Annotated in this window: 26 protein-coding genes, 1 pseudogene and 1 riboswitch; of the genes and pseudogenes, 8 read left to right on the forward strand and 19 right to left on the reverse strand. The window is 68.3% G+C overall.

Translation table 11 applies throughout. The features are described from left to right. The first annotated feature begins 316 nt into the window (after positions 1-316). Positions 317-1,273 carry a LysR family transcriptional regulator gene (locus ACFOD4_RS13260; RefSeq protein WP_379597117.1) on the forward strand — a complete coding sequence of 319 codons (957 nt, stop codon included), beginning with the start codon at positions 317-319 and terminating at the stop codon, positions 1,271-1,273. Positions 1,274-1,305: 32 nt separating this feature from the next. Continuing rightward, positions 1,306-1,722 (forward strand): cupin domain-containing protein, encoded by a 417-nt coding sequence (locus ACFOD4_RS13265; RefSeq protein ID WP_379597119.1) that lies wholly within the window; start codon positions 1,306-1,308, stop codon positions 1,720-1,722. 63 nt (positions 1,723-1,785) lie between these two features. On the opposite strand, the gene ACFOD4_RS13270 is transcribed toward ACFOD4_RS13265, so the two are convergent. Further along, positions 1,786-2,925, reverse strand: a complete 1,140-nt coding sequence (locus ACFOD4_RS13270; RefSeq protein ID WP_379597120.1) for an aldo/keto reductase — start codon at positions 2,923-2,925, stop codon at positions 1,786-1,788. A 344-nt stretch (positions 2,926-3,269) separates the two neighbouring features. Further along, complete coding sequence (locus ACFOD4_RS13275; protein ID WP_379597121.1) at positions 3,270-4,319, reverse strand: lipoate--protein ligase family protein; 1,050 nt, start codon at positions 4,317-4,319, stop codon at positions 3,270-3,272. Between the two features lie 224 nt (positions 4,320-4,543). Here ACFOD4_RS13275 and ACFOD4_RS13280 point away from each other — a divergent pair, with 224 nt between their 5' ends. From ACFOD4_RS13280 to ACFOD4_RS13295, 4 genes are all read left to right on the forward strand, one after another. After that, complete coding sequence (locus ACFOD4_RS13280; protein WP_379597122.1) at positions 4,544-5,317, forward strand: LamB/YcsF family protein; 774 nt, start codon at positions 4,544-4,546, stop codon at positions 5,315-5,317. After that, positions 5,314-6,003 carry a 5-oxoprolinase subunit PxpB gene (gene pxpB / locus ACFOD4_RS13285; protein ID WP_379597123.1) on the forward strand — a complete coding sequence of 230 codons (690 nt, stop codon included), beginning with the start codon at positions 5,314-5,316 and terminating at the stop codon, positions 6,001-6,003. The genes ACFOD4_RS13280 and pxpB overlap by 4 nt, the downstream gene beginning before the upstream one ends. Further along, the gene (locus tag ACFOD4_RS13290) at positions 6,000-6,959 is read left to right on the forward strand and encodes a 5-oxoprolinase subunit C family protein (RefSeq protein WP_379597124.1); all 960 of its coding nucleotides are present in this window, start codon (positions 6,000-6,002) and stop codon (positions 6,957-6,959) included. Before pxpB ends, ACFOD4_RS13290 begins: the two co-directional genes overlap by 4 nt. A gap of 111 nt (positions 6,960-7,070) precedes the next feature. After that, positions 7,071-8,678: an ABC transporter substrate-binding protein gene (locus tag ACFOD4_RS13295; protein WP_379597126.1), complete on the forward strand. Its 1,608-nt coding sequence runs from the start codon at positions 7,071-7,073 to the stop codon at positions 8,676-8,678. 234 nt (positions 8,679-8,912) lie between these two features. On the opposite strand, the gene ACFOD4_RS13300 is transcribed toward ACFOD4_RS13295, so the two are convergent. The 6 genes and pseudogenes from ACFOD4_RS13300 to ACFOD4_RS13325 form a co-directional block, all read right to left on the reverse strand. Continuing rightward, complete coding sequence (locus ACFOD4_RS13300; RefSeq protein WP_379597128.1) at positions 8,913-9,413, reverse strand: hypothetical protein; 501 nt, start codon at positions 9,411-9,413, stop codon at positions 8,913-8,915. Further along, on the reverse strand, positions 9,392-9,877 hold the full coding sequence (locus ACFOD4_RS13305) for a hypothetical protein (protein WP_379597130.1): 486 nt from the start codon (positions 9,875-9,877) through the stop codon (positions 9,392-9,394). Before ACFOD4_RS13305 ends, ACFOD4_RS13300 begins: the two co-directional genes overlap by 22 nt. 28 nt (positions 9,878-9,905) lie before the next feature. Next, positions 9,906-10,070, reverse strand: a pseudogene (locus ACFOD4_RS13310) (hypothetical protein); the annotation flags it as partial. 246 nt (positions 10,071-10,316) lie between these two features. Next, on the reverse strand, positions 10,317-10,616 hold the full coding sequence (locus ACFOD4_RS13315) for a hypothetical protein (protein WP_379597132.1): 300 nt from the start codon (positions 10,614-10,616) through the stop codon (positions 10,317-10,319). 232 nt (positions 10,617-10,848) lie between these two features. After that, positions 10,849-11,526 carry an RraA family protein gene (locus ACFOD4_RS13320; protein ID WP_379597134.1) on the reverse strand — a complete coding sequence of 226 codons (678 nt, stop codon included), beginning with the start codon at positions 11,524-11,526 and terminating at the stop codon, positions 10,849-10,851. A gap of 351 nt (positions 11,527-11,877) precedes the next feature. Next, a complete protein-coding gene (locus tag ACFOD4_RS13325; RefSeq protein WP_379597136.1) occupies positions 11,878-12,081 on the reverse strand; it encodes a hypothetical protein in 204 nt (67 codons plus the stop codon). A 79-nt stretch (positions 12,082-12,160) separates the two neighbouring features. On the opposite strand from ACFOD4_RS13325, the gene ACFOD4_RS13330 reads away from it, so the two are divergent. Next, a complete protein-coding gene (locus tag ACFOD4_RS13330) occupies positions 12,161-13,810 on the forward strand; it encodes a hypothetical protein (RefSeq protein WP_379597137.1) in 1,650 nt (549 codons plus the stop codon). Further along, positions 13,811-14,824, forward strand: coding sequence for a TAXI family TRAP transporter solute-binding subunit (locus ACFOD4_RS13335; protein WP_379597139.1), 1,014 nt, complete (start codon positions 13,811-13,813; stop codon positions 14,822-14,824). 6 nt (positions 14,825-14,830) lie between these two features. Here ACFOD4_RS13335 and ACFOD4_RS13340 read toward each other — a convergent pair whose 3' ends face one another. The 11 genes from ACFOD4_RS13340 to ACFOD4_RS13390 form a co-directional block, all read right to left on the reverse strand. Beyond that, positions 14,831-15,256, reverse strand: a complete 426-nt coding sequence (locus ACFOD4_RS13340) for a pseudoazurin (protein ID WP_379597140.1) — start codon at positions 15,254-15,256, stop codon at positions 14,831-14,833. An 11-nt stretch (positions 15,257-15,267) separates the two neighbouring features. Next, positions 15,268-16,047 carry an ABC transporter ATP-binding protein gene (locus ACFOD4_RS13345; RefSeq protein ID WP_379597142.1) on the reverse strand — a complete coding sequence of 260 codons (780 nt, stop codon included), beginning with the start codon at positions 16,045-16,047 and terminating at the stop codon, positions 15,268-15,270. Then, positions 16,044-17,093, reverse strand: a complete 1,050-nt coding sequence (locus tag ACFOD4_RS13350; protein WP_379597143.1) for a FecCD family ABC transporter permease — start codon at positions 17,091-17,093, stop codon at positions 16,044-16,046. Before ACFOD4_RS13350 ends, ACFOD4_RS13345 begins: the two co-directional genes overlap by 4 nt. Then, the gene (locus ACFOD4_RS13355; protein WP_379597145.1) at positions 17,090-18,109 is read right to left on the reverse strand and encodes an ABC transporter substrate-binding protein; all 1,020 of its coding nucleotides are present in this window, start codon (positions 18,107-18,109) and stop codon (positions 17,090-17,092) included. The genes ACFOD4_RS13350 and ACFOD4_RS13355 overlap by 4 nt, the downstream gene beginning before the upstream one ends. A gap of 121 nt (positions 18,110-18,230) precedes the next feature. Beyond that, positions 18,231-18,426, reverse strand: a riboswitch (cobalamin riboswitch). Between the two features lie 106 nt (positions 18,427-18,532). Then, positions 18,533-19,201: an ABC transporter ATP-binding protein gene (locus ACFOD4_RS13360; protein WP_379597146.1), complete on the reverse strand. Its 669-nt coding sequence runs from the start codon at positions 19,199-19,201 to the stop codon at positions 18,533-18,535. Then, positions 19,188-19,958, reverse strand: a complete 771-nt coding sequence (locus tag ACFOD4_RS13365) for an ABC transporter ATP-binding protein (RefSeq protein ID WP_379597148.1) — start codon at positions 19,956-19,958, stop codon at positions 19,188-19,190. The genes ACFOD4_RS13360 and ACFOD4_RS13365 overlap by 14 nt, the downstream gene beginning before the upstream one ends. After that, positions 19,955-20,896, reverse strand: a complete 942-nt coding sequence (locus tag ACFOD4_RS13370) for a branched-chain amino acid ABC transporter permease (RefSeq protein ID WP_379597150.1) — start codon at positions 20,894-20,896, stop codon at positions 19,955-19,957. Before ACFOD4_RS13370 ends, ACFOD4_RS13365 begins: the two co-directional genes overlap by 4 nt. Beyond that, a complete protein-coding gene (locus ACFOD4_RS13375) occupies positions 20,893-21,828 on the reverse strand; it encodes a branched-chain amino acid ABC transporter permease (protein ID WP_379597152.1) in 936 nt (311 codons plus the stop codon). The genes ACFOD4_RS13370 and ACFOD4_RS13375 overlap by 4 nt, the downstream gene beginning before the upstream one ends. Position 21,829: 1 nt before the next feature. Beyond that, positions 21,830-23,188 (reverse strand): ABC transporter substrate-binding protein, encoded by a 1,359-nt coding sequence (locus tag ACFOD4_RS13380; RefSeq protein ID WP_379597154.1) that lies wholly within the window; start codon positions 23,186-23,188, stop codon positions 21,830-21,832. 111 nt (positions 23,189-23,299) lie between these two features. Further along, positions 23,300-24,292, reverse strand: a complete 993-nt coding sequence (locus ACFOD4_RS13385; protein ID WP_379597156.1) for an MBL fold metallo-hydrolase — start codon at positions 24,290-24,292, stop codon at positions 23,300-23,302. A gap of 154 nt (positions 24,293-24,446) precedes the next feature. Beyond that, a complete protein-coding gene (locus tag ACFOD4_RS13390; protein ID WP_379597158.1) occupies positions 24,447-24,626 on the reverse strand; it encodes a hypothetical protein in 180 nt (59 codons plus the stop codon). Positions 24,627-25,017: the final 391 nt, after the last annotated feature.

Genomic DNA, 25,017 nt, shown 5'->3' on the forward strand with positions numbered 1-25,017 from the left:
CCGCCGCGGCGAGGGCGGCATCGCGCCGTGTGATGCAGGCCGCGGTGGCAGCGGGCGGTGCTTTGTTCCGGTCCGGGGTCATCAAGGGTCCTCGTCTGGTCGAAGCTCGTGGGCCACAGGCGGGGCAGTCCCGGAACCAGCATGCCCCCGAAGGACTCTGGGCCGGTGCGGCAGGGAGCCCACGCCATAGCGGGCGTCGGCGCAGGCAGGCGTCATCAGCCATGGCCTCGAATTGTTAGAAAAAGCCTACATCTTCGTTGGATTGGAATAATCGGCTGTATTCCAGCATCAGAATTCGACGGGAGCGAACGTGGCGATGGACAAGCTGGAGGTGATGCGCCTGCTGACCCGCATTGTGGAGCGACGCAGCTTCAGCGCGGCGGCAGGGGATCTTGCCGTGCCGCGCTCCACGGCAACCGAGGCCATCAAGCAGCTGGAGGCGCGGCTCGGCGTGCGGTTGCTGGACCGGACCACGCGTCATGTTTCGCCCACCCTCGACGGCGAGGCCTATTACAGGCGCTGCGTCGCCATCCTGGCCGAGATCGAGGATGCCGAAGGCGGCTTCGCCGACAGGCAGCCCCGGGGCGTGCTGCGGATCGACGTTCATGGCAACATGTTCCGGCAGCTGGTGCTGCCCAGATTGCCGGAGTTCCTGACCTGTTATCCGGAGATCGGGCTTCGAATTGGGGAAGGGGACCGCTTGGTGGATCTGGTCCGCGAAGGTGTGGATTGCGTGGTCCGTGCCGGGCTGCCGGCCGGCAATGGCATGATTGCCCGGCGTCTCGGCGAATTGCCGGAGGCCACCGCCGCCAGCCCCGGTTACCTGGCGCGGCATGGCACGCCACGTTCGCCAGACGAGCTCGCAGGGCACCAGATGATCGGCTTCCTGTCCTCCGCGAGTGGGGAAGTCCTGCCGCTGGAGTTTACCAGGGATGGGCAGGTTCAGGAGGTCCGCCTGCCGGGCCGGCTCACCGTCACTGGCTCCGACACCAGCGCTGCTCTCGCGAGGCTGGGCTACGGCCTGGTGCAGGCGCCCCGCTACCGCTTCGAGGCGGATTTCAGATCGGGCACGCTGCTGGAGGTCCTGCCGGATTTCCCGCCCTCCCCGACACCTGTATCGGCCCTCTATCCCCAGAGCCGGCAGCTTTCGCCCCGCGTCAGGGTCTTCGTGGATTGGCTCGTGCAGGTTTTCCGGTCTGTGCCACAACAGATGGCAAGGGGCACGGCCACCGCCGCCACCGGCGGGGCAGACCAGAAAGCGAAGTCGTACTAGCCTGCCGCCTCACCGTTGCGGAACAGCGCGCCATGCCAGAAATGATCGAGTTCGGCTCCTTCCAGCTCCGCTTCCTGCGAAACCGGCACGACACCGGAGGAAGCCTCGACATGTTTGAGCTGACGCTGCAGCCGCAAGGACGGATGCCCGTGCCGCATTACCACGAGAGCTGGGAGGAGACGGTGTATGGCCTGTCCGGCGTGGTGACCTACACGGTGGAGGGTGTCCCACACGAGATCGGCGCTGGCGACACGCTGTTCATCCCGCGCGGCAAGGTGCATGGCTTCAGCAATATCAGCGGGTCGGTGGCGCGGTGCCTCTGCATCCTGACACCAGGGGTGCTGGGGCCGGAATACTTCCGGGAACTGGCTGCGCTGCTGGCCGCCGGCAAGCCTGACCCCGCGGCGGTCCGATCGATCATGCTTCGCTACGGTCTGGTGCCCGCTTAAGCCGCGGGGGAAAACTGACGGGCGCTGCGGAACACGCCCGGCCCTCAGGCCGGGCCCCTCGGGTCACGCGGGCACGGCGGCGCGCTCGTGAATCAGGCCTTCCTCACGTAGCTCGGACCAGAACTGGGCGGGGATGGCGGCCCGAAAGGCCTCTACATTCTGGACCGGCTGCTCGGGATGGCTCGCGCCCGGCACGCTGCAGGACACCACCGGGCTGGCGTCGAGAAACTGCAGCGCCGCCACGCGCAGATCCACACCATGGTTGCGGGCCACCCGCAGCATGCGGCGGCGCTTCTCCAGAATCGCCTCGGGGATGTTCTGGCCGTAGTTGAACCGTTCCTTCCCGGCCAGAAAGCCGCCATTCAGGGGCGCGCCCACCATGATGGAAGCGCCCGCCTTCTGGATCGCTGGCACGATGCCGTCCATCGCCCTGTCATGGTCGATCAGCGAATATTGCGTCGCCGCCAGGAAGATGTCGGGCTCGGCCGCTTCCAGCGCGGCGAGGATGGGCTCCGGATCGTTCACGCCGAGCCCCCAGGCCTTGATCATGCCCTCGCGCTTCATCCGCTCCAGTGCCGGGAAGGCGCCCTGACGCGCGATCTCGAACTGCTCGCGCCAGTCACCGATGTCGGAGGTTCCCGGAGAAAGGTCGTGCACGAAGACGATGTCGATCCGGCCCAGGCCGAGGCGCTGCAGGCTGTCCTCGACCGAGCGGCGCGTGCCGTCGGCGGTGTAGTCGAAGCGGTGCCGGAAAGCTGGCGCATCGGCCCAGTTGGCGACACGGCGCAGGTCCAGCCCGGCATCCGGCTCCAGGATGCGGCCGATCTTGGTGGCGATCTGGAACTCGTCGCGCGGCTTGCTGCTGAGCACGGTTCCCATGCGTCGTTCGCCACGGCCCAGCGTGTACCAGGGCGAGGTGTCGTAGAGGCGGATGCCGGCGTTCCAGGCGGCCTCCACCGTCGCGATGGCCTGGGTATCGGACACCACCTTGCCGAAGCCGTTGCTCAGGGGCTGTCCGCCAAGTCCCAGCCGGTGGGTTGGGCGCCAGCGGCCCTGGTCGCCGGAATTGCGCGGCAGGCTGTCGGGGGCGCGGCCAGCGGTTCCCTGGTCTCTCGTTTGAGCGGCAGCCGCCCGGCCCAAGCCAATTGCGCCAAAGGCAGCGCCTAGGGAGGCTGTGGTGAGGAAGCTTCGGCGATCGGTCATGAATGGTCCCGTTGTCGAGAGTTGAGCGGCCTGGAGGTCGCAGCTGGCCGAAGGCCGTCGATGACCGAAGAACTAAGGTGCCGCGCGAAAGTGTCCGAAAGTTCAGAAACAATCTGTGTCAGGTCTGGGGAGGAGAGGCTGCCCGCTCTGCTCCGGCATGTGCCTGCTGCGGTTGCCAACCGTTGATGCCGCCGCGCTTCATGGTCGGCGGCGGGCTGCCTGCCTTGCTTGCGACCCAGCACCGGCTCGCATTCAGGCCGCGGCGCACGCTGCCGCGGGGGCTTCCCCCTTCGCACCATCCATGGCCCGAGACGGGGCGCAAGCCCGCATCTTCCGCCTCGCGATCAGGGCAGATGATGCAGCCATTCGGCGGAAGAGAATTTCCCGGCGGCGATCTTCTGGGCGGCTGCAAGCTCCGCGTCGGTGATCTGTCCATGCGCGCCGCCATGCAGGTCGACAAAGGTTTGCCGCATCCGGCGGATCACCTCCGCGCGCGGCAGGCCTGTCTGACTGCGCAGAGGGTCGACTCGCTTCACAGCGCTGGTCGTGCCTTTGTCGCTGAGCTTCTCCCGGCCGATCCGCAGCACCTGGACCATCTTCGCCGCATCCATGTCATACGCCATGGTGACATGGTGCAGCACCGCCCCGCCGGGATAGCGCTTCTGCGCCGCGCCGCCGATCTTGCCTTTGCTGCTGGAGATGTCGTTCAGCGGCTTGTGGAAGGCGTCGATGCCGAGCGACACGAGTGCCTGCAGCACCCACGAATCCAGAAAGGCGTAGGACTCCGCGAAGCCCATGTCTTGCACCAGCTCGGCCGGAGCGTAGAGCGAATAGGTGACCGCGCTGCCGGGCTCGACGAACATGGCGCCGCCGCCCGTCACGCGGCGCACCACATCAACACCATGCGCTGCGGCCGCGTCCAGATCCACCTCGTTGCGCAACGACTGGAAGGCGCCGATGATGATGGCGGGACGGTCCCATTCCCAGAAGCGCAGCGTCGGTGCCCGCAGCCCGCGCGCCACGTTCTGCGCCAGCACCTCGTCCACGGCGAGATGCATCGCGGGGGAGAGCGGCGGTGCCTCAATGATCTGCCAGTCGTAATGGTGCCAGCCGCCCCCTGCGCCGAGGGCACGGCGGATCGCCACGGCCACGGATTCGGCGCTGAAGCCGATCAGGGCAGCGTCCGGCCTGAGGCCTGTGCGGATCGCGGTGGCGATCGCCTCGAAGGAGGCATCGGCCGGCAGGCCCTCGGCCGCCGCCACGATGTCGTCCAGCGCCTCGGGCGGTTCCAGGAAGAAGTCGCCGGCGACCCGCACTTCGGCCAGCCTTCCGTCACGGACCTGGAGGTCGACCACGACGAGCTTGCCGCCCTGCACCTTGAACTCGCCATGCATCGTCGCGTCATCCCTGTTCCGTTGGGCCGAGGGCGCCGAGAATAGGTTGCTTGCATGCCCTGCGGAATGGCCAGGCCGCTGCCGCAGGAGCCACGCAAGTGGCCGCGGGCCTTCCGGCCACCGGAAGCGTATCATCCATGCCCGGGGCTACCGCTCACCATGCTCCCATTGTAACGAATCAACCGGCGCGGCGGCGTGGCGTCGCAGGGTCAAGGAGCAGAACAATGGCGCGAACGATCGACCTCAACTCCGATCTGGGCGAAAGCTTCGGTCCTTGGCAGATGGGCGATGATGCGGCGATGCTGAGCCTTGTCACCAGTGCCAATATTGCCTGCGGCGCCCATGCCAGCGATCCGGAAACGATGTTCAAGACCCTGACCCTGGCGCGGGAACGTGGGGTGGTGGCCGGGGCGCATCCAGGCTTTGCCGACCGGGAAGGCTTCGGCCGCCGGCTGATCCCGCACAGCCTGGGCGAAGTGGAGCGGCTGGTGGCCACGCAGATCGGCGCGTTGATGGGCGCGGCGGCACTGGTTGGAACCACCGTGCGCTTCGTCAAGACGCATGGCGCGCTGGGCAATTGGGCGGCGGCCGACCCGGATGTCGCCGCCGCCGTGGCCCGGGCGGTGAAGGCGGTGTCGCCAGACCTCGCCATGCTGTCCATTTCCGGCACGGCGCTGGACCGCGCTGGGCACGATGCGGGCCTTGCGAGCTACAGCGAGATCTTTGCCGATCGCGGCTACCTGTCCAACGGGCAACTGGTGCCCCGCAGCAAGCCGGGCGCCATGATCCACGACCCGGAAGAGGCGGCGTCGCGGCTGGTGGCGTTTCTGGAAACCGGCCTGATGCCTGTGGTCGATGGCGCTCCCATCCGGCTGGAAGCGCGTTCCATCTGCGTGCATGGCGACAGCGCCGGCGCCGTGGTGATGGCACGGCATGTGCGCCAGCGCCTGGCCGAGGCCGGCATCGGGGTGGCGCCCTTTCTGGACGCAGCCTCGTGACCCTGCGCTACCCGGTTTTCCGGCCCGTGGCGGATCACGGCGTGCTCGTGGAGTTCGGCGACTCCATCAGCGAGGCGGTGCATGATGCGGTGCTGCGCCTGGATGCGCGGCTTTCGCGCGAGGCGGTGCCGGGCTTCCTGGAGGCCGTGCCGGCTTACGTGAACATCCTGGTCCGCTTCGATCCCCTGGCTGCCGACCACGAGGCTGTGGAGGACGCCTTGCGGCGGTTGATCGAGGCGCCCGGAGCGTCGCCTGCGGCGGGGCAGGAGCGGGAGGTGCGCGTCTGCTACGATGCCGACCTCGCGCCGGACCTGTCCGATGTGGCCAAGGCCGCCGGCCTGTCGGAAGAAGCGGTGATCGCCGCCCATCTGGCCGGTGACTACCGGGTTTACATGTACGGCTTCGCGCCGGGCTTCGCCTATCTGGCCGGAGTGCCGGAGGCCATCCGCCTGCCGCGCAAGAACGCTCCGGTGCGGGATGTGGCGGCAGGCAGCGTGGTGATTGCCGGGCCCCAATGCCTGGTGACCACCCTGGTGATGCCTACCGGCTGGTGGATCATCGGCCGCTCCCCCACCCGTATCCTGTACGGTGAGGAAGAGGAACGACCCGTCCTGTTCGACGTGGGGGACCGTGTGCGCTTCACTCGCATCGGCCGCGCCGATTTCGAGGCGGAGGCGCCGCGGTGAGCGAAGCCGTCTTCACCGTCACCGCCGCCGGCCCGCATGTCACCTTCCAGGATGCCGGACGGGCGGGGATGATGCGCTTCGGCGTTCCCACCTCGGGCCCGATGGATCGTTCCAGCTTTGCCGCCGTGCAGGCCGTCTTAGGCAATGCGCCCGGCGCCGCCGCCATCGAAATCTCGCCTGGTGGGCTGTCGCTGCGCTGCAAGCAGGGAGAGGTGACGCTGGCCGTGGCAGGGGGCGGCTTTCAGGTGGTGCTCGATGGCAGCCGCCATGGCGCCTGGACCGTGTTGACGCTGCGCGCCGGATCGGAGCTGACCGTACGGCCCGGCTTCTGGGGCTGCTGGACCTATCTGGCCTTCGCCGGCGATTTGCAGGTGACGCCATGGCTCGGCAGTGTTTCGACCCACGGTCCGACCGGATTGGGCGGCGGACGCCTCGCCGCCGGGCAGGCCTTGACCGTTTCGGCGACGCGGGTGCTGCGTGGCCCGCCGCTGCGCATGCCATTGCCGGCCTGGGCACGGCCTCCGGCGGAGGTGCCGGTGGTGCTGGGGCCACAGGACCGCTTCTTCGCACCGGACACCATTGCGGCCTTCCTGCGCGAACCCTTTACGCTCAGCGAGGCCTATGACCGGATGGGGGTTCGTTTGCGGGGTCCCTCCTTGCGGCCGGCCGCCGCGCTGGACATGCCTTCGGAGCCTATCGCGCGCGGCTCGGTCCAGGTTTCCGGCGATGCCGTGCCGACCGTGCTGCTGGCCGACCACCAGAGCACCGGTGGCTATCCCAAGATTGCTACCGTGGTGTCCACCGCGCTGGACCGGTTCGTGCAACTCCGCAGCCGCCAGCGTGTCGCCTTTCGCGCGGTGTCCGCCAGGGAGGCGATTGGCCTCGCCCGGAGCCACCACATGGCGGCGCAGCGCTACCTTGAAGGACTGCGGCGGCTGGGAGCGAAAGGAAGTTAAGCCCCGGGCCATACGCACTGGTCGTTTTCACGAACTCGGATCGCGATATGGACATTCTACAGATCGGCGCGTATGCCGTTCGCGACGGTGCCTGAAAGGGGATGAGGGATGATGGTGCGACGCCTCGCGCGACTGGCTCTGGCCATGGCGGCCTTCACCACGGGCGGCGCCGCGGCGCAGACCTTGCGGATCGGGCTTGCGGCCGAAACCACTGCCATGGATCCGCTGAGCAACGAGATCACCTCCAACTACACGCCGACCCGCCACATCTTCGACACTCTGGTGCACAGCGACGCGCAGCAGCGGCCGGGGCCCGGGCTTGCCCTGCGCTGGGAAGCGCGTGGCGAGCGGGAATGGGTCTTCGACCTGCGGCCGGATGTGCGCTTCTCCGATGGCTCACCCTTCACCGGGCGCGACGTGCTCTTCACCTTTTGCCGCATTCTCAACAATCCGACCGCGGCGCCGGGCGCCTTTGCCGAGCCCATCCGTAACATGGAGAAGGTGGCACTGGATGGCGATCATCGCGTGATCGTCACCACCCGTGCGCCCAACCCGCTGCTGCCGGTGGAACTGGCGAACACCGCCATGCTGTCCGCTCGCGCCGTGGCCGGCAAGCCGCTGCACTTCGCGCCCGCCGAAGGATGCGGCGTGGCCGGCAGCTTCCCGGCCATCAACGATTTCAACAGCGGGCGGGCGGCGATCGGCACCGGGCCGTTCAAGCTGGCGAGCTACGTTCCCGGCCAGCACATCCTGCTGGAGCGCAACGAGGATCACTGGGGGCCGAAGCCCCATTGGGCGCGGGTGGAGCTGCGCCCTGTCACGGCGGCGGGCCCGCGTGTGGCCGGGCTGCTGGCCGGCGATTTCGACCTGATCGAGAACCCTGCCGCGCGCGACCTGGAGCGCATCCGCCAGGACAGGCGGTTCACCGATGTGATCACCCCTTCCACTCGCATCATGTTCCTGCAGCCGGATGTGGGCCGCGCGGAAAGCCCGGCGGTCAACAACCGTGGGCCCAACCCGCTGCAGGATCTGCGCGTGCGGCAGGCGATCTCCGCCGCCATCGACCGCAAGGCGCTGGTGGAGCGTGTGATGGAAGGCGCGGCCACCACGGCGTACCAATTCCTGCCGGACGGCATGGCCGGTGCGCTGAACCCGGCCCCCGAAATGGCCTATGACCCCGCCCGCGCAAGGCGGCTGCTGGCCGAAGCGGGCTATCCCGACGGCTTCACCCTGACCCTGCATGCCAGCAACAACCGCTACGTCAACGATGCACGCATGGCCCAGGCGTTGGCGCAGTACCTGAACCGCATCGGCATCCGCACTGCCGTGGACACCATGCCCGTCTCGGTCTTCTTCACGCGCCGGCGCGAGGGCGATTTCAGCCTGACGCTGGGTGGCTGGGGTTCCAGCAGCGGCGAGGCGGCCTCCTTTCTGCGCAACTGGGTGGCGACCGCAAGCCGGGAAGATGGCCTTGGCACCCGGAACTATGGCGGCTTCTCCGATCCCGCGTTTGACGCGGTGCTGAAGAAGGCGCTCGGCACCATGGAGGATGCGCCGCGCGAGGAATTGCTGCGCCGCGCAGTGACCATGGCGACCGAGAGCCTGCCGGAAATCCCGCTCTACTTTGAAAGCTCGACCTGGGCCTTCCGCAAGGATCTGAACTTCAGCGGAAGAGTGGACCAGATGACCTTGGCGACCGAGATCAGTCCCGCCCGCTGATCGGGCGATCCGCCGACCGGGTGACCAACCCGGTCAGCCCGGCACCTCGATCGTGGCGCCCGGTTCAAGGCGCCGCTCCCTGATGGGATGCCATACCGGCACAGCGGCGGTGTTCTCCGGCGCGGCGCGAAGGCACGTCGTCCGGCCGGTCCATTCCAGCGAGAATTGCCCGAACCGGCATTTGAAGCCCACGCGGACCGGCGTGAGGCGCGGAGGCGGGGGCAGGGTCCAGCGTCAGCCCGCCCGGCTCCACCAGCAGCCCAAGGTAGTGGTGCTGCAGCACGTCAAAGGATCCCCATAGGTGCCGAGATGGGGTTCTTCCGCCACGGAGGAGGCGCCGGAGGGATCGTGCTCGGGCTTCATGGACGAGTCATGCGTGGTGCGCGTCAGGTCGTGCTCTGCCGTGCGGCGCCCCTGTTCCTCCGTCATGGCATGGCCCATCGCGGCGAGGGCTTCGGAGAGTTCCCGGCGCGGCAGCAGGAAGGGCAGCATCATCGTGTCCGCCTGCTTCAGGACCTGGTAGCCATTGGTGCCCTCGCCCTGGCATTCCAGCACCCAGTCCAGGCGCTGCCCGGCATGCTTCTCCGCCATGGCTTGCAGATCCAGCGGCCGCAGACGGTCGAACCCTTCGAAGGGCAGCAGCGTGCCCTCGTTCGCGAACGCCAGGCGCAGCCCCCGGGCGACATGCTGCCAATGCGCGACTTCCGCCTGCCTCAGCGACAGGGCGCGGCACAACGCCGCGCCGCCGGCAGCCGCTCCAGCACCTCTGGCGCGCAGAGCAGCATCCAGGCGGCCAGCACGTTGGTGTAGGCGTTGTTGCGCAACCCTGGTTCTCGCGCGCCGGGATAGCCGGTGTGATACTCGTCCGGTCCGCTGACACCGGTAATGTCGAACCGGCCGGTGGCCAGGTCATGGCGCGCGGCGCTGCCCCAGAAGCGCGCCACCTCCAGCATCACCTCCGCCCCATGCTCGGCCAGGAAATCCTCGTCTCCGGTGACGTCGCAGCAGCGCCACTGGTTCAAGGCGACGGTGGAGCCGCCATGGCGCTGCAGGCGCGTGTGGTCCTCCATCCAGCGGCCGGAAAGCGGATTCCACTGCAGGCGCGGCGTCTGCTCGTGCCCGTCGCTGGCGCAGCACCAGGGAAACATCGCGCCGCGGCACCTGGCGGCACCCGGCGGCACGGGCGGCGGCGCGGGCATCATCGAGCCTGCGGCAGCGGTACAGCAGAAGGGCCCGGGCGATCTCCGTCGTCCGCAGGGTCACAAAGGGTAGAACAAAGGTTTCATCCCAGAAGATGTGGCCGCGATCGGCCTCCTGCCAGCCCCGCGCCGGAAAGCCGACATCAAGCCCCAGCGTATGCGGTGAGGGGGTCTGCAGGATGCGCAGCGCCATCAAACGTCCGCCGCAGCCCTGCTCGGGCACCTCGGCATCGATGCGGACCCGCTCCAGCAACGGTGACCAGGCCGCAACATGCGCCTCCTCCAGGTCTGCGAAGCCTTGGGGCAGTGCGGACCGCGTCCAGCGCCGCGTCCCGGATGTCGCGTCCGTCAGCTTCCAGGGTGGTAACGATGGCAGCGGTTTTCTTCAGCGCCACAGGGCTGCCCGGCGAACAAAGGCAGCGCAGGGCGTCGGACACCGTCACCTTCTCCAATTCCCGTCTCGCCGCAGCAGATCGCCTTGCGCCACGGCGGTGCGGAGGGCGGTGGCAATACCGATGCGGGAGTTGCGGGTGCGGCAGCGAAGCAGCAGCAGGTCAGGCTCCACGAGCTGCGCTTCCACAGCCTTCAGATGCTGTTTGTCGAAGGGCTGGAAGCGCGGGACCCGTGCGTTCACCACGCCGCCATCGATGCCCGAGCGGATCTCCAGAACGCCCGACCAATTCTCTGGTCCGACGGAAATGCGGCCGGGCACTGCGGAAGGGCGGCGACCTTTTGCCATGCCCGGCCGCCGGTTCGAAAAAGAAGTGGTGCCCGGCCGCCCGAGCCATCACGCTGTCCGGCTGCACTGCCACTGCGGGCTCGGAGCGAAGGAACGGGCCGTCAACGTGCAGGGGGGGCAGCCGGCCTGCCTGTACCGGAGCAGTGCCGGGTGCCTGGACCAGCCAGGCCGGCGCTGCGTGCCAGGGCTTCAGGGGGTAGGCGGCTTGCCGCTTCGCTCAGTTTCCCGGGCCTTACTCCTCGATGATGCAGCCGCGCGCCTGCAAGGCCTTGTCCACCCAGGAGCGGTCGCTGGTGCCTTCGCGGATCGCGGCCATTTCCCGCAACTCGGCCGCCTGCTTGGCCTCGGCCGCTGCCAGCACGGCCTCGGCGTCCAGGCGGGGCACGGCAAGCACTCCGTCCGCGTCGCCCAGCACCAGGTCGCCAGGCTCGACCACCATGCCGTCCAGCGCCACGGGCACGTTGATCTCGCCCGGTCCGTCCTTGTAGGGGCCGCGATGGGTGACGCCGGCGGCGTAGAGTGGCAAGCTGAGAGCACGGATGCTGTCCACGTCCCGCACCGCCCCATTGATGATGATGCCGCCGATGCCGCGCCGGATGGCATGGTTCAGCATCAGGTCACCCATGATGGCCGTGGTCAGGTCACCGCCCGCATCGGCGACGATGATGTCGCCGGGCTCGGCCATGTCGAGTGCCTTGTGCAGCATCAGGTTGTCACCGGGCCGAAGCTTCACCGTCAGGGCCGGCCCCGCCATGCCGCCTCCGGCATGGAGGGGCCGCAGGCGCGGGCCTCCCGCCATCATGCGCGACATGGAATCGCTGATATTGGCCACGGGGATGGTGCGGAAACGCTCCACCAGTTCCGCCGCGACCTGGTGGCGCCGCCGGAGAATGCGAAAGCCAGGCGTCATGCCGTCTCGTCCCTTGTTGTCTTTCCGCAGCTTAGGGCGGCAGAGCCGAAGCGAAAGCTTGTTTCTGTTACGCCGTCACGCGGTGGCGCGGCATAACAGGAGCGTTCTTCTGACAACAGCCCCGCACCGGTGGGGGCAGATAGAGTATCCTTTGACCGTCAGGCGTGGCCAAGATCACGCTCCGGATTCCGTGACACTGGCCTCCGGTGTTTTCCACCAAAAGCTATTGTGCGCGGTATTCCGCTGCCCTAGCCTTCACTAAAGGCGGAGGCGCCGCTGAAAAGTAAAAATAGAGAGGAGAGGTTTGTCTTTGCGTCTTCTGTGCCGATACATGCTTTCCGGTGCGGAGACTCATCGGGGCAAAGGAAGGATTTCCACTGATGGGGGCGAAGAGCCGATCCTGGAAACCATGCGGACCGTGGCGCCGGAATAAGCCGGGCCGGCAAGGATAGCACTGCCACTGCCGGCAATGCGGTGGACCGGAAGATTTCCCGCGACCTTCGCCTTGTCTTCTATGGCTTCGAAGTCACGCAAAATGGACAGTGGCTGAACCATGCAAACCTTTTCTGATCGTGCCCCCTCAGGGCCTTCTGATGCCAGGCGAGATGCGCCGGGCAGGCGCTGGCCAGGCCTGGTGGCCTCCATTGCCGGCTCGGGCGCGTTGCTTGGTACCGGCGTCGCGGTTCTGGTTCAGCTTTCGCCGGATCTGACATTGTTCACCGGCCAGACCCGGTCGGCCCTGCAGTCACAGCCCCCTCTCGCGCCACCATCCGGCACCGCGTCGCCTTTGGCGGCCCGTCCGGTGTCCGATCGCCCTGAAGCGGTGGCGGTGGCGGAACCGGAGTCCGAATGGGTTTCACAGCAGAATGCCTATGTCGCGGCATTGCAGGCCGAGATCGCGGAACTGCTGGCCGAGGCAGACCAGATCGACCAGAGGCTTGATCGTCTGCGGGACGAAGGAAACCTGATCCCCGCTCCGGGCCTTCTGGCCGGCGGCAGGCCCAGCCCGGGTGAAGCGGAGCCGCCGGGTTCCGAGGAAATGGCGGATCCGGGCGGCATGCCCGTGCTTGCCCTGCAGGCCATGGGGCCGTCACCGGAAGAAACCGGGATCGCTCTTCCGGCCATGCTGGCCTATCCGACGCAAGCGGAAACCGTTTGGGTGGCCGCGTTGCCGCAGGGGCTGGCCATGGTGGCCGTGCCCGACACCATTGGCGCCCTTGCCTCTGGGGAGGAGCACGGTTCTGCCGGAAATGTGCCGGACCACCTGGAGGCGGTACCGGTTCCTGAAGCGCAAGCCCATGCGGAAGCGGATCTCCCACACCAATTGGTGCAGGAATCCACGCAGGCTGCCGCACCGCCGGATGAGGCCCCAACGGAGCCGCCACCGCCGGAGGAGCAGCCAACCCCTCCGGAGATCCAGCAGCCGGCCGTGGCGGAACCCGCCAATCCGGCGGCTCGGGCGGCCGGGCGGGAAGTCACTGCAACAGAGAATGCGGGCGGTGCCGTGGCCGCCGCGCTTCCCGCTCCGCTGAGCACAGCGGACAAGGCCGCATTGCTGCAGCAGGCTGAGCAGAAGCTGGCGCTGGGGGATGTGGCGGCGGCCCGCAGCCTCTACCAGCAAGCCGCGCTGGGCGGCAGCAGCCGTGCGGCGGCGGCTTTGAGCCGGACCTATCAACAGGACTTCCTGCAGGGCCTTGGGGAAAGCGGCATGCCGCACGATCCGCTGCTGGCCATGGTCTGGGCACGCCGGGCCGAGCTTCTGGCCGCTGCCGAGCCGCCGGATGCTCCGGCCGCGCCGCCCCCCGCTTCAGCGTCCACTTCCCTTTCGCTGGTGGTGCCGGCACCACCGCCCCCGGCCACAACGGCGAGGCTGCCGCCACCGCAAGCTCTGGCCCCGCCGCAGCCTTCCCAGCCGGCCGCCGTTGACCCTGCTCCGGCTTCCCGTCCGATCCCACCTGCGGCTCCGCCGCCGCGCCCGGAGGCAGCGCAGCCCACGGCGCCCGGCGGGCCCGACCGGCTGGCGCCGGTGCTCCGCCGCGCCGACGAAATGCTGGCCCTGCACGACATCTCCGCAGCGCGCCGTCTCTACACCTACGCCGCCGAAGCCGGCAGCGGGCGTGCCGCGGTGGCGTTGGGCCAGACCTACGATCCCGCCTTTCTGGATCGAATTGGCGCGCGGGGTATGCGCCCGGATCCCGAACTGGCGGCACGTTGGTACCGGCGCGCCGCAGAACTGGGCGAGGCGCAGGCCGCGTCTGCCCTGTCACGGCTGGAAGGGCGCTGAATGCGCCGCAACCGCATGGAGGAAGCCTGCGCCATGTTCCGCTATTTTCCCGGCCGGCGCGCGGCATTGCTGGGCGCCGCGGCACTGCTGGTCGGCCGGCCGTCCCTGGCGCAGAACCGCGCCACCGATCCGGCCGCCGCTGCCCGCATCACTGCTTTGACCCGGCAGGCCAATGCCGGGACGATCGGCATCATCTCGGGCGGGGTGGACGGCACCTATATCCGCATCGCCACCGACCTGGCTGCCGTGTTGGATGACGGCGACCAGCTTCGCGTGCTGCCGGTGGTCGGCAAGGGTTCGCTGCAGAACATTTCGGACCTGCTTTACCTACGCGGCATCGATGTGGCGGTGGTGCAATCGGACGTTCTGGCCGCGGCGACGCGCGACCGGGCGTTTCCCGGCGTGGGATCGTTGGTGCAGTACGTCGCCAAGCTCTATGACGAGGAGGTGCACATCCTGGCCCGCCGAGATGTGGAACGGGTCGAGGACCTCGCTGGCCAGAAGGTGAATGTGGATCTTCGGGGCAGCGGCACGGCCATGACTGCCTCGCTGATCTTCGACAGCCTGGGTGTGGCGGTGGAGGCGGTGTACGCGCCGCAGGATGCCGCGCTGGAGCGGCTGCGGCGCGGAGAGATCGCCGCGCTGGTCTATGTGACAGGCAAGCCGACGCGGCTGTTCTCCGGTGTGCGGGCCGAGGAAGGGCTGCATTTTCTTTCCCTGCCCATGGCACCGGAGCTTTTGCAGACCTACCTGCCGGCCCCGGTCACCCACGCCGATTACCCGGCCCTGATCGCAGAGGGCGCATCGGTGCAGACGGTGGCGGTCGGCGCCGTGCTGGCCGTCTATGCCTGGCGGCCCAGCGGTCCCGGCGCCGAGCGCCACGCGAAGCTGGCCCGCTTCGCGGAACGGTTCCGGCAGCGCTTCCCGGAGTTGCTGCAGCCGCCGCGACATCCCAAGTGGCGCGAGGTCAACCTCTCGGCCCAGCTGCCCGGCTGGACCCGCTTCGAGCCCTGAGGCGGACTAATCGCCGGCCACGCGGGCAGCGATCTCGGCGATGCGTTGCCTTACCCGCGGCGGCAGGCCGTCCGGAATGGCGTCGGCCGCCACCTCACCGTCGCCCACCTGCACCAGCATCACCATGCCCATGGCATAGTGCGGAATGCACTTGATGCCGTAGAGGCCGGGCTCGGTGAAGCGCACCTCGATTTCCTGGTCGATGCGGCCCTTGAACGGCAGGGCACCGGCCGGCAGTATTTCCGGCATCGAGGCGGCATTGTGCGTCACATGGGTGGCCAGGAACTTCACGCTGTCGCCCGGCTGCAGCCGCAGGAAGTCGGGCTCGTAGACCATGCCGCCGCTTGCGTTACGGTTCAGCATCTTCACCTCGTAAACCTCGGCCTGGGCGGTGCCCGCCAGCAAAAGCAGCGGCAGGATCAGGAAGCGCATGGTTCGGTCCTTCAGGATGCGGCGTGGAAGCGGATGATCCGCGCGTCATCGCCGGGATCGGTGAGAAAGGTGGCGCGCACCTTGAACACGTCGCGCAGCAGTTCCGGGGTCAGCACCTCCGGCGGACGGCCCAGCGCCACCAGCCGTCCTTGATGCAGCACGCCGAGCCGGTCACAGCTCATCGCCTGGTTCAGGTCATGCAAGGCCAACACCGTCGTTACCGGCAGCGCCGCGACGAAACGCAGGATCGAGAGCTGGTGGTGGATGTCGAGGTGGTTGGTTGGCTCGTCCAGCAGGAGGATGCCGGGGCGCTGCGCCAAGGCACGCGCGATGTGCACGCGCTGCCGCTCGCCACCCGAGAGCGTGGCCCAGTCGCGTTCCGCGAAGCCGGCCATGTCCACCGCCTCCAGGGACCCAGCGACAATGGCGTCATCCTCCGTTGACCAGGGGCGTAGCGCCGAGAGCCAGGGCGTGCGTCCCAGCTCCACAGCGTCGCGCGCCGTGATGCGCTCGGCCGTGGCAGCCTGCTGCTCCACCAAGGCGAGGCGCTGCGCCACCTCGCGCCGGGTCATCCGTGCCACAGGCCTGCCATCCAGCCGGACCTCTCCGCCTTGCGGCTTCAGCACACCCGCCAGCAGCCGCATCAGCGTCGACTTGCCGGAGCCGTTGGGACCGATCAGGCCGAAGGTCTCGCCGGACGCGATCTCCAGCCCGACATCGTGCAGGATCGGCGTGCCGCGCGCCGACCAGCGGAGCCCGCTGGCGCCCAGCGTCATTGCCCCCTGGCTCATCGTGCCGGCCTCGCGCGCAACAGGATCAGCGCGAAGACGGGCGCGCCCACCAGCGCGGTGACCACGCCGATCGGCAGCACCTGACCCTGCACGGCGATGCGCGAGATCACGTCGGCGGCGATCAGGAAGATCGCCCCCATAAGCGCCGCCGCTGGCACCAGCCGCACGTGCCGCACGCCGACAATGAAGCGCGCGGCATGCGGCACCACCAGGCCGACAAAGCCGATGGAGCCGACGATGCTGACCATCACCGCAGTGGCCAGCGAGGCGCAGAGGATCAGCAGCGCCTGCACCCGGCGCACCGGCACGCCGAGGGCAGTTGCGGAATCGGCACCGAAGGTGAAGGCGTCCAGCGCGCGGGCGTGCCAGAGGCAGACCAGCGTCACGGCCAGGGCGACGGGCACCGCGCTGAGAACGCTGTCCCAGCGTGCGCCGCTGAGATTGCCGAGCAGCCAGAACATGATGCCACGCGCTTGCTCGGCGCTGGCCGAACGGGTGATGATGAAGGCTGTCAACGCGTTGAAGAGCTGCGACCCGGCAATGCCGGCCAGCACGATCTGTCCGGTGCCGCGTGCGCCGGTCCCGCCGCCCGAGGCACGCGCCAGCAGCGCCACCAGCAGAAAGGCCGCAAGGGCGCCGGCGAAGGCGCCGGAGGAGAGCGAAATGGCGCCCGCGCCAACTCCTGCCACTGTCACCAACACCGCGCCGGTGGAAGCGCCAGCCGAAATCCCGAGCAGATACGGATCGGCCAGGGCGTTGCGCAGCAGCGCCTGGAGGATGACGCCGGCAACCGCCAGCCCTGCGCCGCAGCAGGCGGCGACGATGGCGCGCGTCAGCCGATAGTTCCAGACAATGCCGGCATCGATGCGGTCCAGAGGGTAGCCGGCGCCGAACAGCCGGTTGGCCAGGGTCTGGAGCACGGTGGCGGGCGGGATGGCCGTTTCCCCGATGCACACCCCGCCCAGGATCGCCGCGGCCAGCACCACCACGATCCACCCGGCATGCAGTGCCGCCCGGCCAAGCAGCCGCGCGAGCGCCCCGCTCACCGCGGCAGCTTGGCCATGGCGTCGGTCAGCGCCTCCAGCCCGCCCACCAGGCGGATGGTGGCCTGCATGGCATGCGCGTCGATGATGACGATGCGGTTGTTCTTCACCGCCTCCATCTCCTTTGTCACCGGGTCGGAGCGCAGGAACTCCAACTTCTTCTCGTAGTCATCGGCAGGGAAGCGGCGGCGATCCATGCGGGCGATGACCAGGACGGACGGATCGGCGCGTGCGATGGTTTCCCATCCCACGGTCGGCCATTCCTCGTCCGATTGCACCACGTTGCGCAGACCCAGCGTACGCATCATGTAGCCGGGGATGCCCTTCTGCCCGGCCATGTAGGGATCGAGGTCGAGGTCGGCCGAGGAAAACCAGAAGGCCGCCGATGCGTCTGTCAACTTCAGCGCTTCAGCCTTCAACGCCGCTGCCGCCTCGCGCTCGCGCAGATCGGCCACCAGCGCCGCGCCCCGATCCTGTCGGTTGAAGATCTGGGCAAGCTGGCCGATGCCCTTGTAGATCGCTTCGGTGGTGAAGGGCGCCGTCCGGGTGCCGTCGGCTCCGACAAGGTTGTTCTTGCCCTCGCAATCGGCGGGCATGATGTAGGTGGGCACGCCCAGCTCGTGGAACTGCTCGCGCGTGCCAACCACGCCCTGGGCGCCGATCATCCACTCGAACTGGGTGGCCACCAGGCCAGGCCGCTTGTTGATGACGGACTCATAACTCGGCGCGTTGTTGTCGAGGCGCGGAACCCTGTCGTTCTGCGCGCGGAACTCCGGCAGCACGTCGTTGAACCACAGCGCCGTGCCGGCCATCCGGTCGCCCACGCCCAGCGCGTAGAGGATCTCGGTCGCGGACTGGCCGATGGTGACGGCATCGCGCGGTGCCGCGTCGAAGCGCAGCGTCTGGCCGCAATTCTCGATGGAAAGCGGGTAGGGCGTGGGCTCGGCCCGGGCCTCTGGTGCCGCCAAGCCGAGGGCCATGGCCAGCAACAGCGGCAGGCCCCTGGCCGCCCTTGCCATGGATGCCCCACAGGCCGCCCGAGGCCGGCAAGGACGGTTCGCGCCGGCGGCAGCCGCCAGCAATGGCCCTGAAGGGCATTGCACATCAATCATCGGATCCTCCCCGGACACCCCGCCGGCTGGTCAGTTGCACATGCCGGCAGGTCTCCTGACTGGCGGGTCACCACCCTGTCCGGCCTTCCCGGGATCGCTCCCAGTGGCGTGTTCGGACAGGGCTCGCCGCCTACAGTTGCGGGGGCAGTTCCGTTTCGCGGCCTTGCGGTCCGCATCGGATTCCCTGTTAGTTCCTTTCGGAAACCGGCAAGCCTGCCTAGACGAGCGCGGCGACGGTGACAAGCGGGGCAGCCTGCCAGAGGCTGCGCAACACCCTTGATCGCCAAGCCGCGTTCTATGTGCGCCCGCCGCAGGGCGGCGAGCGGCCCTTCAGGCTGTGGCGGCCTGGGCGGCGATCTCGCCGCGCTCGATCACAAAGGTCTGGTCCACCAGGGATCGCAGCAGGGCCGGGCTGCTCTCGGTGATCAGGATGGCGACATCGGGCAGGGCCGTGCGCAAACGGCCCAGCGCCTCCGCATAGCGCTGCGCCAGGGCCGGCGCGAGGCCCTGGAACGGCTCGTCCAGCAGCACGGCGCGGGTGCCCACCATCAATGCGCGGCCCAATGCCACCATCTTGCCCTGGCCGCCCGAGAGCCCGGCAGCACGCCGCGGAGCGAAGTCGCGCAGCTCCGGCAAGAGCTCGTAGATCGCATCCAGGCGACGCGTGATCTCGGCCGGGGGCAACCCCAGCACCTGGGCGGGCAGCAGCATGTTCTCCCGCACGGTGAAGGCCCCGAACAGCTTGCGCTCCTCCGGGGCATAGCCGATGCCAAGCCCGGCGCGACGATGCGCCGGCAGTCCCGTGCCGGACCTGCCATCCAGCATCACGTCGCCGGCACTTGGCGTCAGCAGCCCCATCAGCGTCCGCAGCGTGGTGGTCTTGCCCGCGCCGTTGCGGCCGATGAGCGCAACCCGCCCGCCCGGCGGCACGGCCATGGACACTCGCCGCAGCACCGGCGCTCCGGCGATCTCGACCGATACTCCGTCAAGCCGCAGCATGGCCGTCCTCCGCCGGGATGATGCCGATGACGTCGCGCCGCACGGCCGGATCGTTGAGCACTTCGTCGGGCGGGCCAAGGGCCATGATGCGGCCCTGACCCCACACCGCGACGCGGTCGGCGAAGCGGGCCACCACGTCCATGTCGTGCTCCACGAACACCGCCGTCACCTTCGATTGGCGCAGCACCCGCGCCAGGGTTTCCACCACCGCCATTTTCTCGGAGGAGGCGACGCCGCTGGTCGGCTCGTCCATCAGCAGCAGGCGGGGTCGCAGTGCCACAGCCATGGCGATGTCGGCGAGCTTGCGCGCGCCCTCGTTCAGCGCGTCGGCGCGGCGGCCAGCAAGGGGGAGCAGGCCGAAGCGGTCCAGAAGTTCCTCGGCCTCCGCCCGGATGCCGCCGCGCAGCAGCGGCGCCAGGGGGGACCACGGCCCGTCGCGCGCAGCGATGGCCAGCGCCGCGTTCTCCAGCACGGTGTGTTCGGTGAAGAGCTGCGGCAGCTGGAAGGAGCGCGCGATGCCTTCCTTCACGATGCGACGCGGCTTCATGCCCAGGATCGGCCGGCCATCATAGGTGATGCTGCCGGCCTGCGGCCGCAGGTAGCCAGTGGTCATGTTGATGAAGGTGGTCTTGCCGGCGCCGTTGGGGCCGATGATGGCCAGGAACTCCCCCTGCATCACGTCGAGGTCGATGCCATCGGCGGCCTTCAGCCCGCCAAAGGCGATCTTCAGCCCGCGGGCGGAAAGCAGCACGGTCATGCCGCCCTCCGCCGCGCCAGCAAGGCGCGCCCGATGCCCCACAGCCCGCCCGGCGCGAACAGGATCACCAGCAGCAGCACCGTGCCCAGAATCATCTGCCAGGCGCCAGCCACCAGCGCGGCGGCATAAACCCGCGTCAGCTCGTAGGCCACGGCGCCGAGGAAGGGCCCGAAGACCGCACCCGCGCCGCCCAGGATGGCGATGAAGACCAGCTCGCCCGAGGCAGTCCAGTAGGACAGGGCCGGTGTGACGTGGCGCGTGGTCATCGCCAGCACCGCGCCGCCCGCGCCTGCCATGAGGGCGGAGAGCACATAGGCGGCCAGCAGCACGCGGCGACCGGAAATGCCCATGAACTCCAGACGCGTTTCCCGCGTCTTGATGGCGGAAAGCGCCTGTCCCATCGGCGATGCCAGGTAAGTTCGCACAAGGAGGCCAAAGCCCAGCGACAGCACCAGCGCCGTCATCAGCATGGCCCAGCCCTGAGCCTCGTTCGACAGGGTCAGCCCGGCAAAGGTGGTGGGCGGCAGGCGGATGCCGTCCGTACCGTGGGTGATGGAGTAGAACTTCTCCAGCAAGGAAAAGAAGACCATGGACAGGGCCAGGTTCAGCATGCCGAAGAAGATCTCGCGGTATCGGACCACAAAGGCGCCGATCACCAGCCCGAGCAGCGCCGTGCCCAGGGCCGCGAGTGGCAGAAGGATCAGCGCCTCGGGGATCACCGAGGCGCCAAAGGCGACGATGTAGGCGGCGAAGGCCAGGAACATGGCATGGCCGAAGCTGACCTGGCCGGCGCGCAGCAGCAGGAGGATGCCGAGCACCGCCAGCCCCTTGGCCAGCGCGATGGTCATGACGAAGCGCAGCCAGGGCACGGCCCAGCCCACCACCAGCACCAGGGTCGCTGCCAGCAGGGCGAGGATGATCTCGGAGCGGCGGCTCATATGCGACGGGTCTCCGTGGTGCCGAACAGGCCTTGGGGACGGATCAGCAGCACCAGCACCATGATGATGTAGGGCACCACCACCTCCAGCTCCGGCTCGAAATACACGGCGAAGGAGCGGCCGAGGCCGATCAGCAGCGCGGTCACCGCCGCGCCCTCCACCCGGCCGAGCCCGGCCGTCGCCACCACGGCAAAGGAGAGCACGATGGTCTGCGCGCCCACTCCCGGCACCAGCGAGGCGGTGGGCGAGGCCAGTGCGCCGCCCAGCGCAGCCAGCGCGGCCCCGGCCGTGAAGCACAGCATGGTCACCTTGGCGGCGTCGATGCCCATGGCGCGGGCAGCCTCGCGATCCTCGGTGACGGCGACGATCATGCGCCCGGCCAGCGTCCGGCGCAGGAACCAGGCCAGCCCCACCAGGGTCAGAAGCGCAATGCCCGGCAGCACGAAAAGCTGGTAGGCGGTGAAGGGGATAACGTCGGCGCCGAAGGGAATGTCCACATTGCCCAGCAGCCGGACCGGCGTGTCCGACACCACCGGCTGCACGCCCCAGACCAGCTTCTGCAGATCCTCCAGCACCATGAACAGCGCGAAGGTCACGAGCAACTGCAGCACCGGCTCCTGCCCCTCGACCCGTCGCAGCAGCAGCCGCTCGATAAGCGGGCCGAGCAGCACGCCCACCAACGCGGCCGCCACCACCAGCGCCGGCAGCGACAGCCAGGCCGGCAGTCCCTGTGCCGTCAGGAACAGGCCAAGGGACGCCGCCGAGTAGCCGCCTATGGCGTAAAGGCTGCCATGCGCGATGTTGAGGATGCGCAGCACGCCGAAGACGAGGTTCAGCCCCACCGCCACCATGAACACCGCCGCCGCGTAGGACAATCCGTCCAGCGCGGCGAGGCCGAGCAGCAGGCCGTTCTCCGAGAACCAGGTCCCCATCTCAGGGCTTGTAGGCGACGGGTTGCGGCAGGGACTGGATGATCTCGGGCTTCAGTGTCTTCAGCCAGTCCAGGCTCTTCTGTCCAACGGGGGTGGTCACCGTCTCCGCCGGGAACACGACCATGTCGGTCATCACGGCGAAGGGGTACTTGTCCGTGTGCAGGCTGGTGCCGATGATCTGGTTCTCCAGCCCCTGTCCATCTTCCCGGATGCGGACCGAGGAGGTGAGGGAAGGGAACTCCAAACCCCGGAAGGCCGCTGCCAGCTCGGCATCGGTGGGCCAGCCGCCGCCCTTTGCCGCCATCGCCTTCTCGTACCCGGCCTTCATGGCATAGACGGCCTGCGCCATGTGGTGCGTCGAGTAGATGGGATAGGCGTTGAACCGCTTCCGGTAGTTTTCCGTGAAGCGGGACAGAAGGGCGGCGTCGCGCGGGCTGGGATGCAGGAACCAGTGGTCGCCGCGGGCGCCGATGATGTGCCCGTTCGGCAGGGACTTCCCGACGCGCTCCAGCGAGGATTCCGCCAGCGGCAGCACAAAGGTGCTGCGCTCGAACAGGCGGCGATCGGCGGACTGGCGGATAAACGCGTCAAGGTCGCCGCCCCACAGTGTGGAGAAGATCACATCGGGCCGCAGTGCCAGCAGGCGTGTGATTTCAGTGGAGAAATCCGTGGCGCCGAAGCGCGGGAACAGCTCGGCCGCGACGCGCACGCCCGGCTTCAGTGCCTGCAGGCCGGTGCGGAAGATGTCCCACGAATCCCGCCCCCAGGCATAATCCTGGTTCACCACCGCGAGGGAGCGGAGATCCGGCTTCGCCTTCAGCAGGTAGAGCAGGGCCGAGAGCACTTCGGGCGTCGCATTGGCCTGGGTGCGGAAGGCGTACTCGTACTTGCCATCCTCGAAGATGCGTTGCGTGCCGCAATCCCACAGCAGCGTTGGCCGCTTCATCTCGTCCGAGAGGGGCGCGCAGGCCAGGCAGTCGGCGGAGGAGATGCCGGCGAAGATCAGCTGAACGTTCTCGCTCTGCACCAGTCGCCGGTACTCGCCGACAAAGTGGTCCACGCCGGGGCCTTCATCGACAAAGATGGGGCGCGCCTTGACGCCGCCGATGCCACCCGCCTCGTTCAGCTCCTCGAACAGCATCTCGGCCGCTTGCCGGCCGGGCACGCCGAAAACGCTGGAAGGACCGGACAGGAAGGTGGCGATGCCGACCTTGATCTCCGCCGGCCTGGCGGTCTGCGCCTGGGCGGGGCGCCCGGCGAGGACGAGGCTGCCGGCGGCGGCGCCAAGCAACGCGGCGCGGCGGGTGATCGCATGAGTGGATTCCGCGCCACCCTTTGGCGGCAAGACCTCGGCAACCATCCCCGTTCTCCCTGTGCTCGTTCTTTTCCCCGCCGCGTCGAGGCGGCGGGGACGCATGGAACTGTGCTCTAGCTGGTTCCGGCTGTCTATCGGGTTGCGCCGGAGCCGTGCTCAGCTGCGGGCCGTCAGGTCCATCGGTTCGGGCAGCCACGCATAGGCCTCGCCGGCAGCCACCACATGGCCCAGGCCGGGCCACGGGAAATGGTAGGACAGCACGGAGTGCCGGTCGGACACGAGGCGCTGCAGCATCCGGCTTCGTGTCTGCGCCGACTGCTTGGGATCGGTGTCGAAGGAGAATTCCCAGGCCGGCCGTTGCAGCAGCAGGACATGGTGGTGCGCCAGGTCGGCGGTGTAGACCAAGGTGCGGCCATCCGAGGTGATGGCGTAGCAGGTATGGCCCACCGTGTGTCCCGGGGCTGCGATCGCCGTGATGCCCGGCACCACCTCCGCTCCGTCGCGCACCATCACCATCCGGTCGCGATACGGTGCGAGGTTCTTGGTGGCTCCGTCGATGAAGCTGGTCATGAAGGCCGGGCCGCGCTTGTTGTTGCTGTCGGTCCAGTACCGCAGATCGGCCTCGCTGATCGCGACCTGCGCGTTGGGGAAGTTGCGCTCGCCGGCCTCGTTGACCAGTGCCCAGCAATGGTCGCAATGCGCGTGGCTGAGGACCACAAGGTCGATCTGCTCCGGCTCGATCCCCGCCCGGCGCAGATTGGCCAGCATGCGGCCGGTGCCGGGGCCGAACATGCGGCCATCCGCGCCCATGCTGTCGCCCATGCCGGTGTCGAACAGGACGAGCTGGCGCCCGGTGTTGATGACCAGGACGTTCTGCTCCAGCGTCGCCGAGTCGGGCGGCAGGAAGTTGCTGTTCAACAGGGCCTTGATTTCGGCGGGCGGCGAGGCCGGAAAGGCAGGTTCAGGCTGGCCCAGAGGCAGGCGGCCATCGGAGACCACCGTGGCTTCGAACTCGCCATGTCGGAAGCGGTACCACGCCGGCGGTACATCGTTGCGGAAGGGGGCGCCAGCCGAGGCGGGGCGGGAAAGGCCGGGCAGGCTCAGCATCGCCAGCCCGGCCGAGGCCTGGAACAGGGACCGTCGGTCCATGGACATGAACATTCCTCCTGCTTCGCGCCGCGCAGCGCTTCTGAGCGGGCTGCGTCGGGACAGGACGGAGTGTAGGTGTGGCTTGACGGCGGCGCCAAGCGTGATGCCGCGCCGCCAGTCGTTCGCCTTCGTCATGACCGCGTGGCCAGGGGTTTCAGCAGCCCTTCTGGACCGTGCAGCCCACTTGCAGAGTTTGCCGCGTGCCGAGGGCCGTACGGACCTCCATGGTGCGGGTCAGCGCACCCGCACCGCTGGTCGGGCTGTCGGGTGGGGCCGGGTGAGGGGTGTCGCAAGCCGTCAACAGAAGGGGCGTCAAAATCAGGATCAGTCTCATGGCAATGTTTTCCCGCAGGATCAGCCTGGGAAGCCTTCATGATCTGCCTTCAGAAACGGTTAAGCGTGTGTCGGCAGGGATTGGAGATGGGGAGTGTTTGGCACGCTTTCGGTGTGTCCGGGCGATGCGACAGCCGCAAGATCCTGCGATTATGCGTCGAATTCGGGAAGATGTTGCAATTTTGATCTTTGCGGCGGCGGGGCTGCTTCTGAAGCACTGCTGTTTGCGCGCCAAACTTCCCTCCTGTAAGTCCTTTGGCAGCCCTGCGCGGTAACCGTTCACAAGGATCATGGCAGGCAATGCCGTCCGGAATGGGGTCCGCGGCCGTCAGACCGGGAGGATGAGGCGCCATGATGGCTGAAACTCGAAGCACCATCGGCGCACCCGGCGG

Origin of the sequence: Teichococcus globiformis (assembly GCF_042646265.1) — a bacterium.
In the GTDB taxonomy this organism is placed as follows: Bacteria; Pseudomonadota; Alphaproteobacteria; order Acetobacterales; family Acetobacteraceae; genus Pseudoroseomonas; species Pseudoroseomonas globiformis.

Excerpts from the sequence above, each read along its gene's own strand:
- ACFOD4_RS13375 (WP_379597152.1), bottom strand. The coding sequence starts at position 21,828 with ATGGGGACCTGGTTCTCGGAGAACGGCCTGCTGCTCGGCCTCGCCGCG.
- ACFOD4_RS13280 (WP_379597122.1), top strand. The coding sequence starts at position 4,544 with ATGGCGCGAACGATCGACCTCAACTCCGATCTGGGCGAAAGCTTCGGT.
- ACFOD4_RS13325 (WP_379597136.1), bottom strand. The coding sequence starts at position 12,081 with ATGGTTCAGCCACTGTCCATTTTGCGTGACTTCGAAGCCATAGAAGAC.
- ACFOD4_RS13365 (WP_379597148.1), bottom strand. The coding sequence starts at position 19,958 with ATGACCGTGCTGCTTTCCGCCCGCGGGCTGAAGATCGCCTTTGGCGGG.
- ACFOD4_RS13345 (WP_379597142.1), bottom strand. The coding sequence starts at position 16,047 with ATGAGCCAGGGGGCAATGACGCTGGGCGCCAGCGGGCTCCGCTGGTCG.
- ACFOD4_RS13315 (WP_379597132.1), bottom strand. The coding sequence starts at position 10,616 with ATGGCAAAAGGTCGCCGCCCTTCCGCAGTGCCCGGCCGCATTTCCGTC.
- ACFOD4_RS13320 (WP_379597134.1), bottom strand. The coding sequence starts at position 11,526 with ATGACGCCTGGCTTTCGCATTCTCCGGCGGCGCCACCAGGTCGCGGCG.
- ACFOD4_RS13380 (WP_379597154.1), bottom strand. The coding sequence starts at position 23,188 with ATGGTTGCCGAGGTCTTGCCGCCAAAGGGTGGCGCGGAATCCACTCAT.
- ACFOD4_RS13270 (WP_379597120.1), bottom strand. The coding sequence starts at position 2,925 with ATGACCGATCGCCGAAGCTTCCTCACCACAGCCTCCCTAGGCGCTGCC.
- ACFOD4_RS13340 (WP_379597140.1), bottom strand. The coding sequence starts at position 15,256 with ATGCGCTTCCTGATCCTGCCGCTGCTTTTGCTGGCGGGCACCGCCCAG.
- ACFOD4_RS13370 (WP_379597150.1), bottom strand. The coding sequence starts at position 20,896 with ATGAGCCGCCGCTCCGAGATCATCCTCGCCCTGCTGGCAGCGACCCTG.
- ACFOD4_RS13265 (WP_379597119.1), top strand. The coding sequence starts at position 1,306 with ATGCCAGAAATGATCGAGTTCGGCTCCTTCCAGCTCCGCTTCCTGCGA.
- ACFOD4_RS13385 (WP_379597156.1), bottom strand. The coding sequence starts at position 24,292 with ATGGACCGACGGTCCCTGTTCCAGGCCTCGGCCGGGCTGGCGATGCTG.
- ACFOD4_RS13335 (WP_379597139.1), top strand. The coding sequence starts at position 13,811 with ATGCGCCGCAACCGCATGGAGGAAGCCTGCGCCATGTTCCGCTATTTT.
- ACFOD4_RS13360 (WP_379597146.1), bottom strand. The coding sequence starts at position 19,201 with ATGCTGCGGCTTGACGGAGTATCGGTCGAGATCGCCGGAGCGCCGGTG.
- ACFOD4_RS13295 (WP_379597126.1), top strand. The coding sequence starts at position 7,071 with ATGGTGCGACGCCTCGCGCGACTGGCTCTGGCCATGGCGGCCTTCACC.
- ACFOD4_RS13305 (WP_379597130.1), bottom strand. The coding sequence starts at position 9,877 with ATGCCCGCGCCGCCGCCCGTGCCGCCGGGTGCCGCCAGGTGCCGCGGC.
- ACFOD4_RS13275 (WP_379597121.1), bottom strand. The coding sequence starts at position 4,319 with ATGCATGGCGAGTTCAAGGTGCAGGGCGGCAAGCTCGTCGTGGTCGAC.
- ACFOD4_RS13260 (WP_379597117.1), top strand. The coding sequence starts at position 317 with ATGGACAAGCTGGAGGTGATGCGCCTGCTGACCCGCATTGTGGAGCGA.
- ACFOD4_RS13355 (WP_379597145.1), bottom strand. The coding sequence starts at position 18,109 with ATGGCAAGGGCGGCCAGGGGCCTGCCGCTGTTGCTGGCCATGGCCCTC.
- ACFOD4_RS13390 (WP_379597158.1), bottom strand. The coding sequence starts at position 24,626 with ATGAGACTGATCCTGATTTTGACGCCCCTTCTGTTGACGGCTTGCGAC.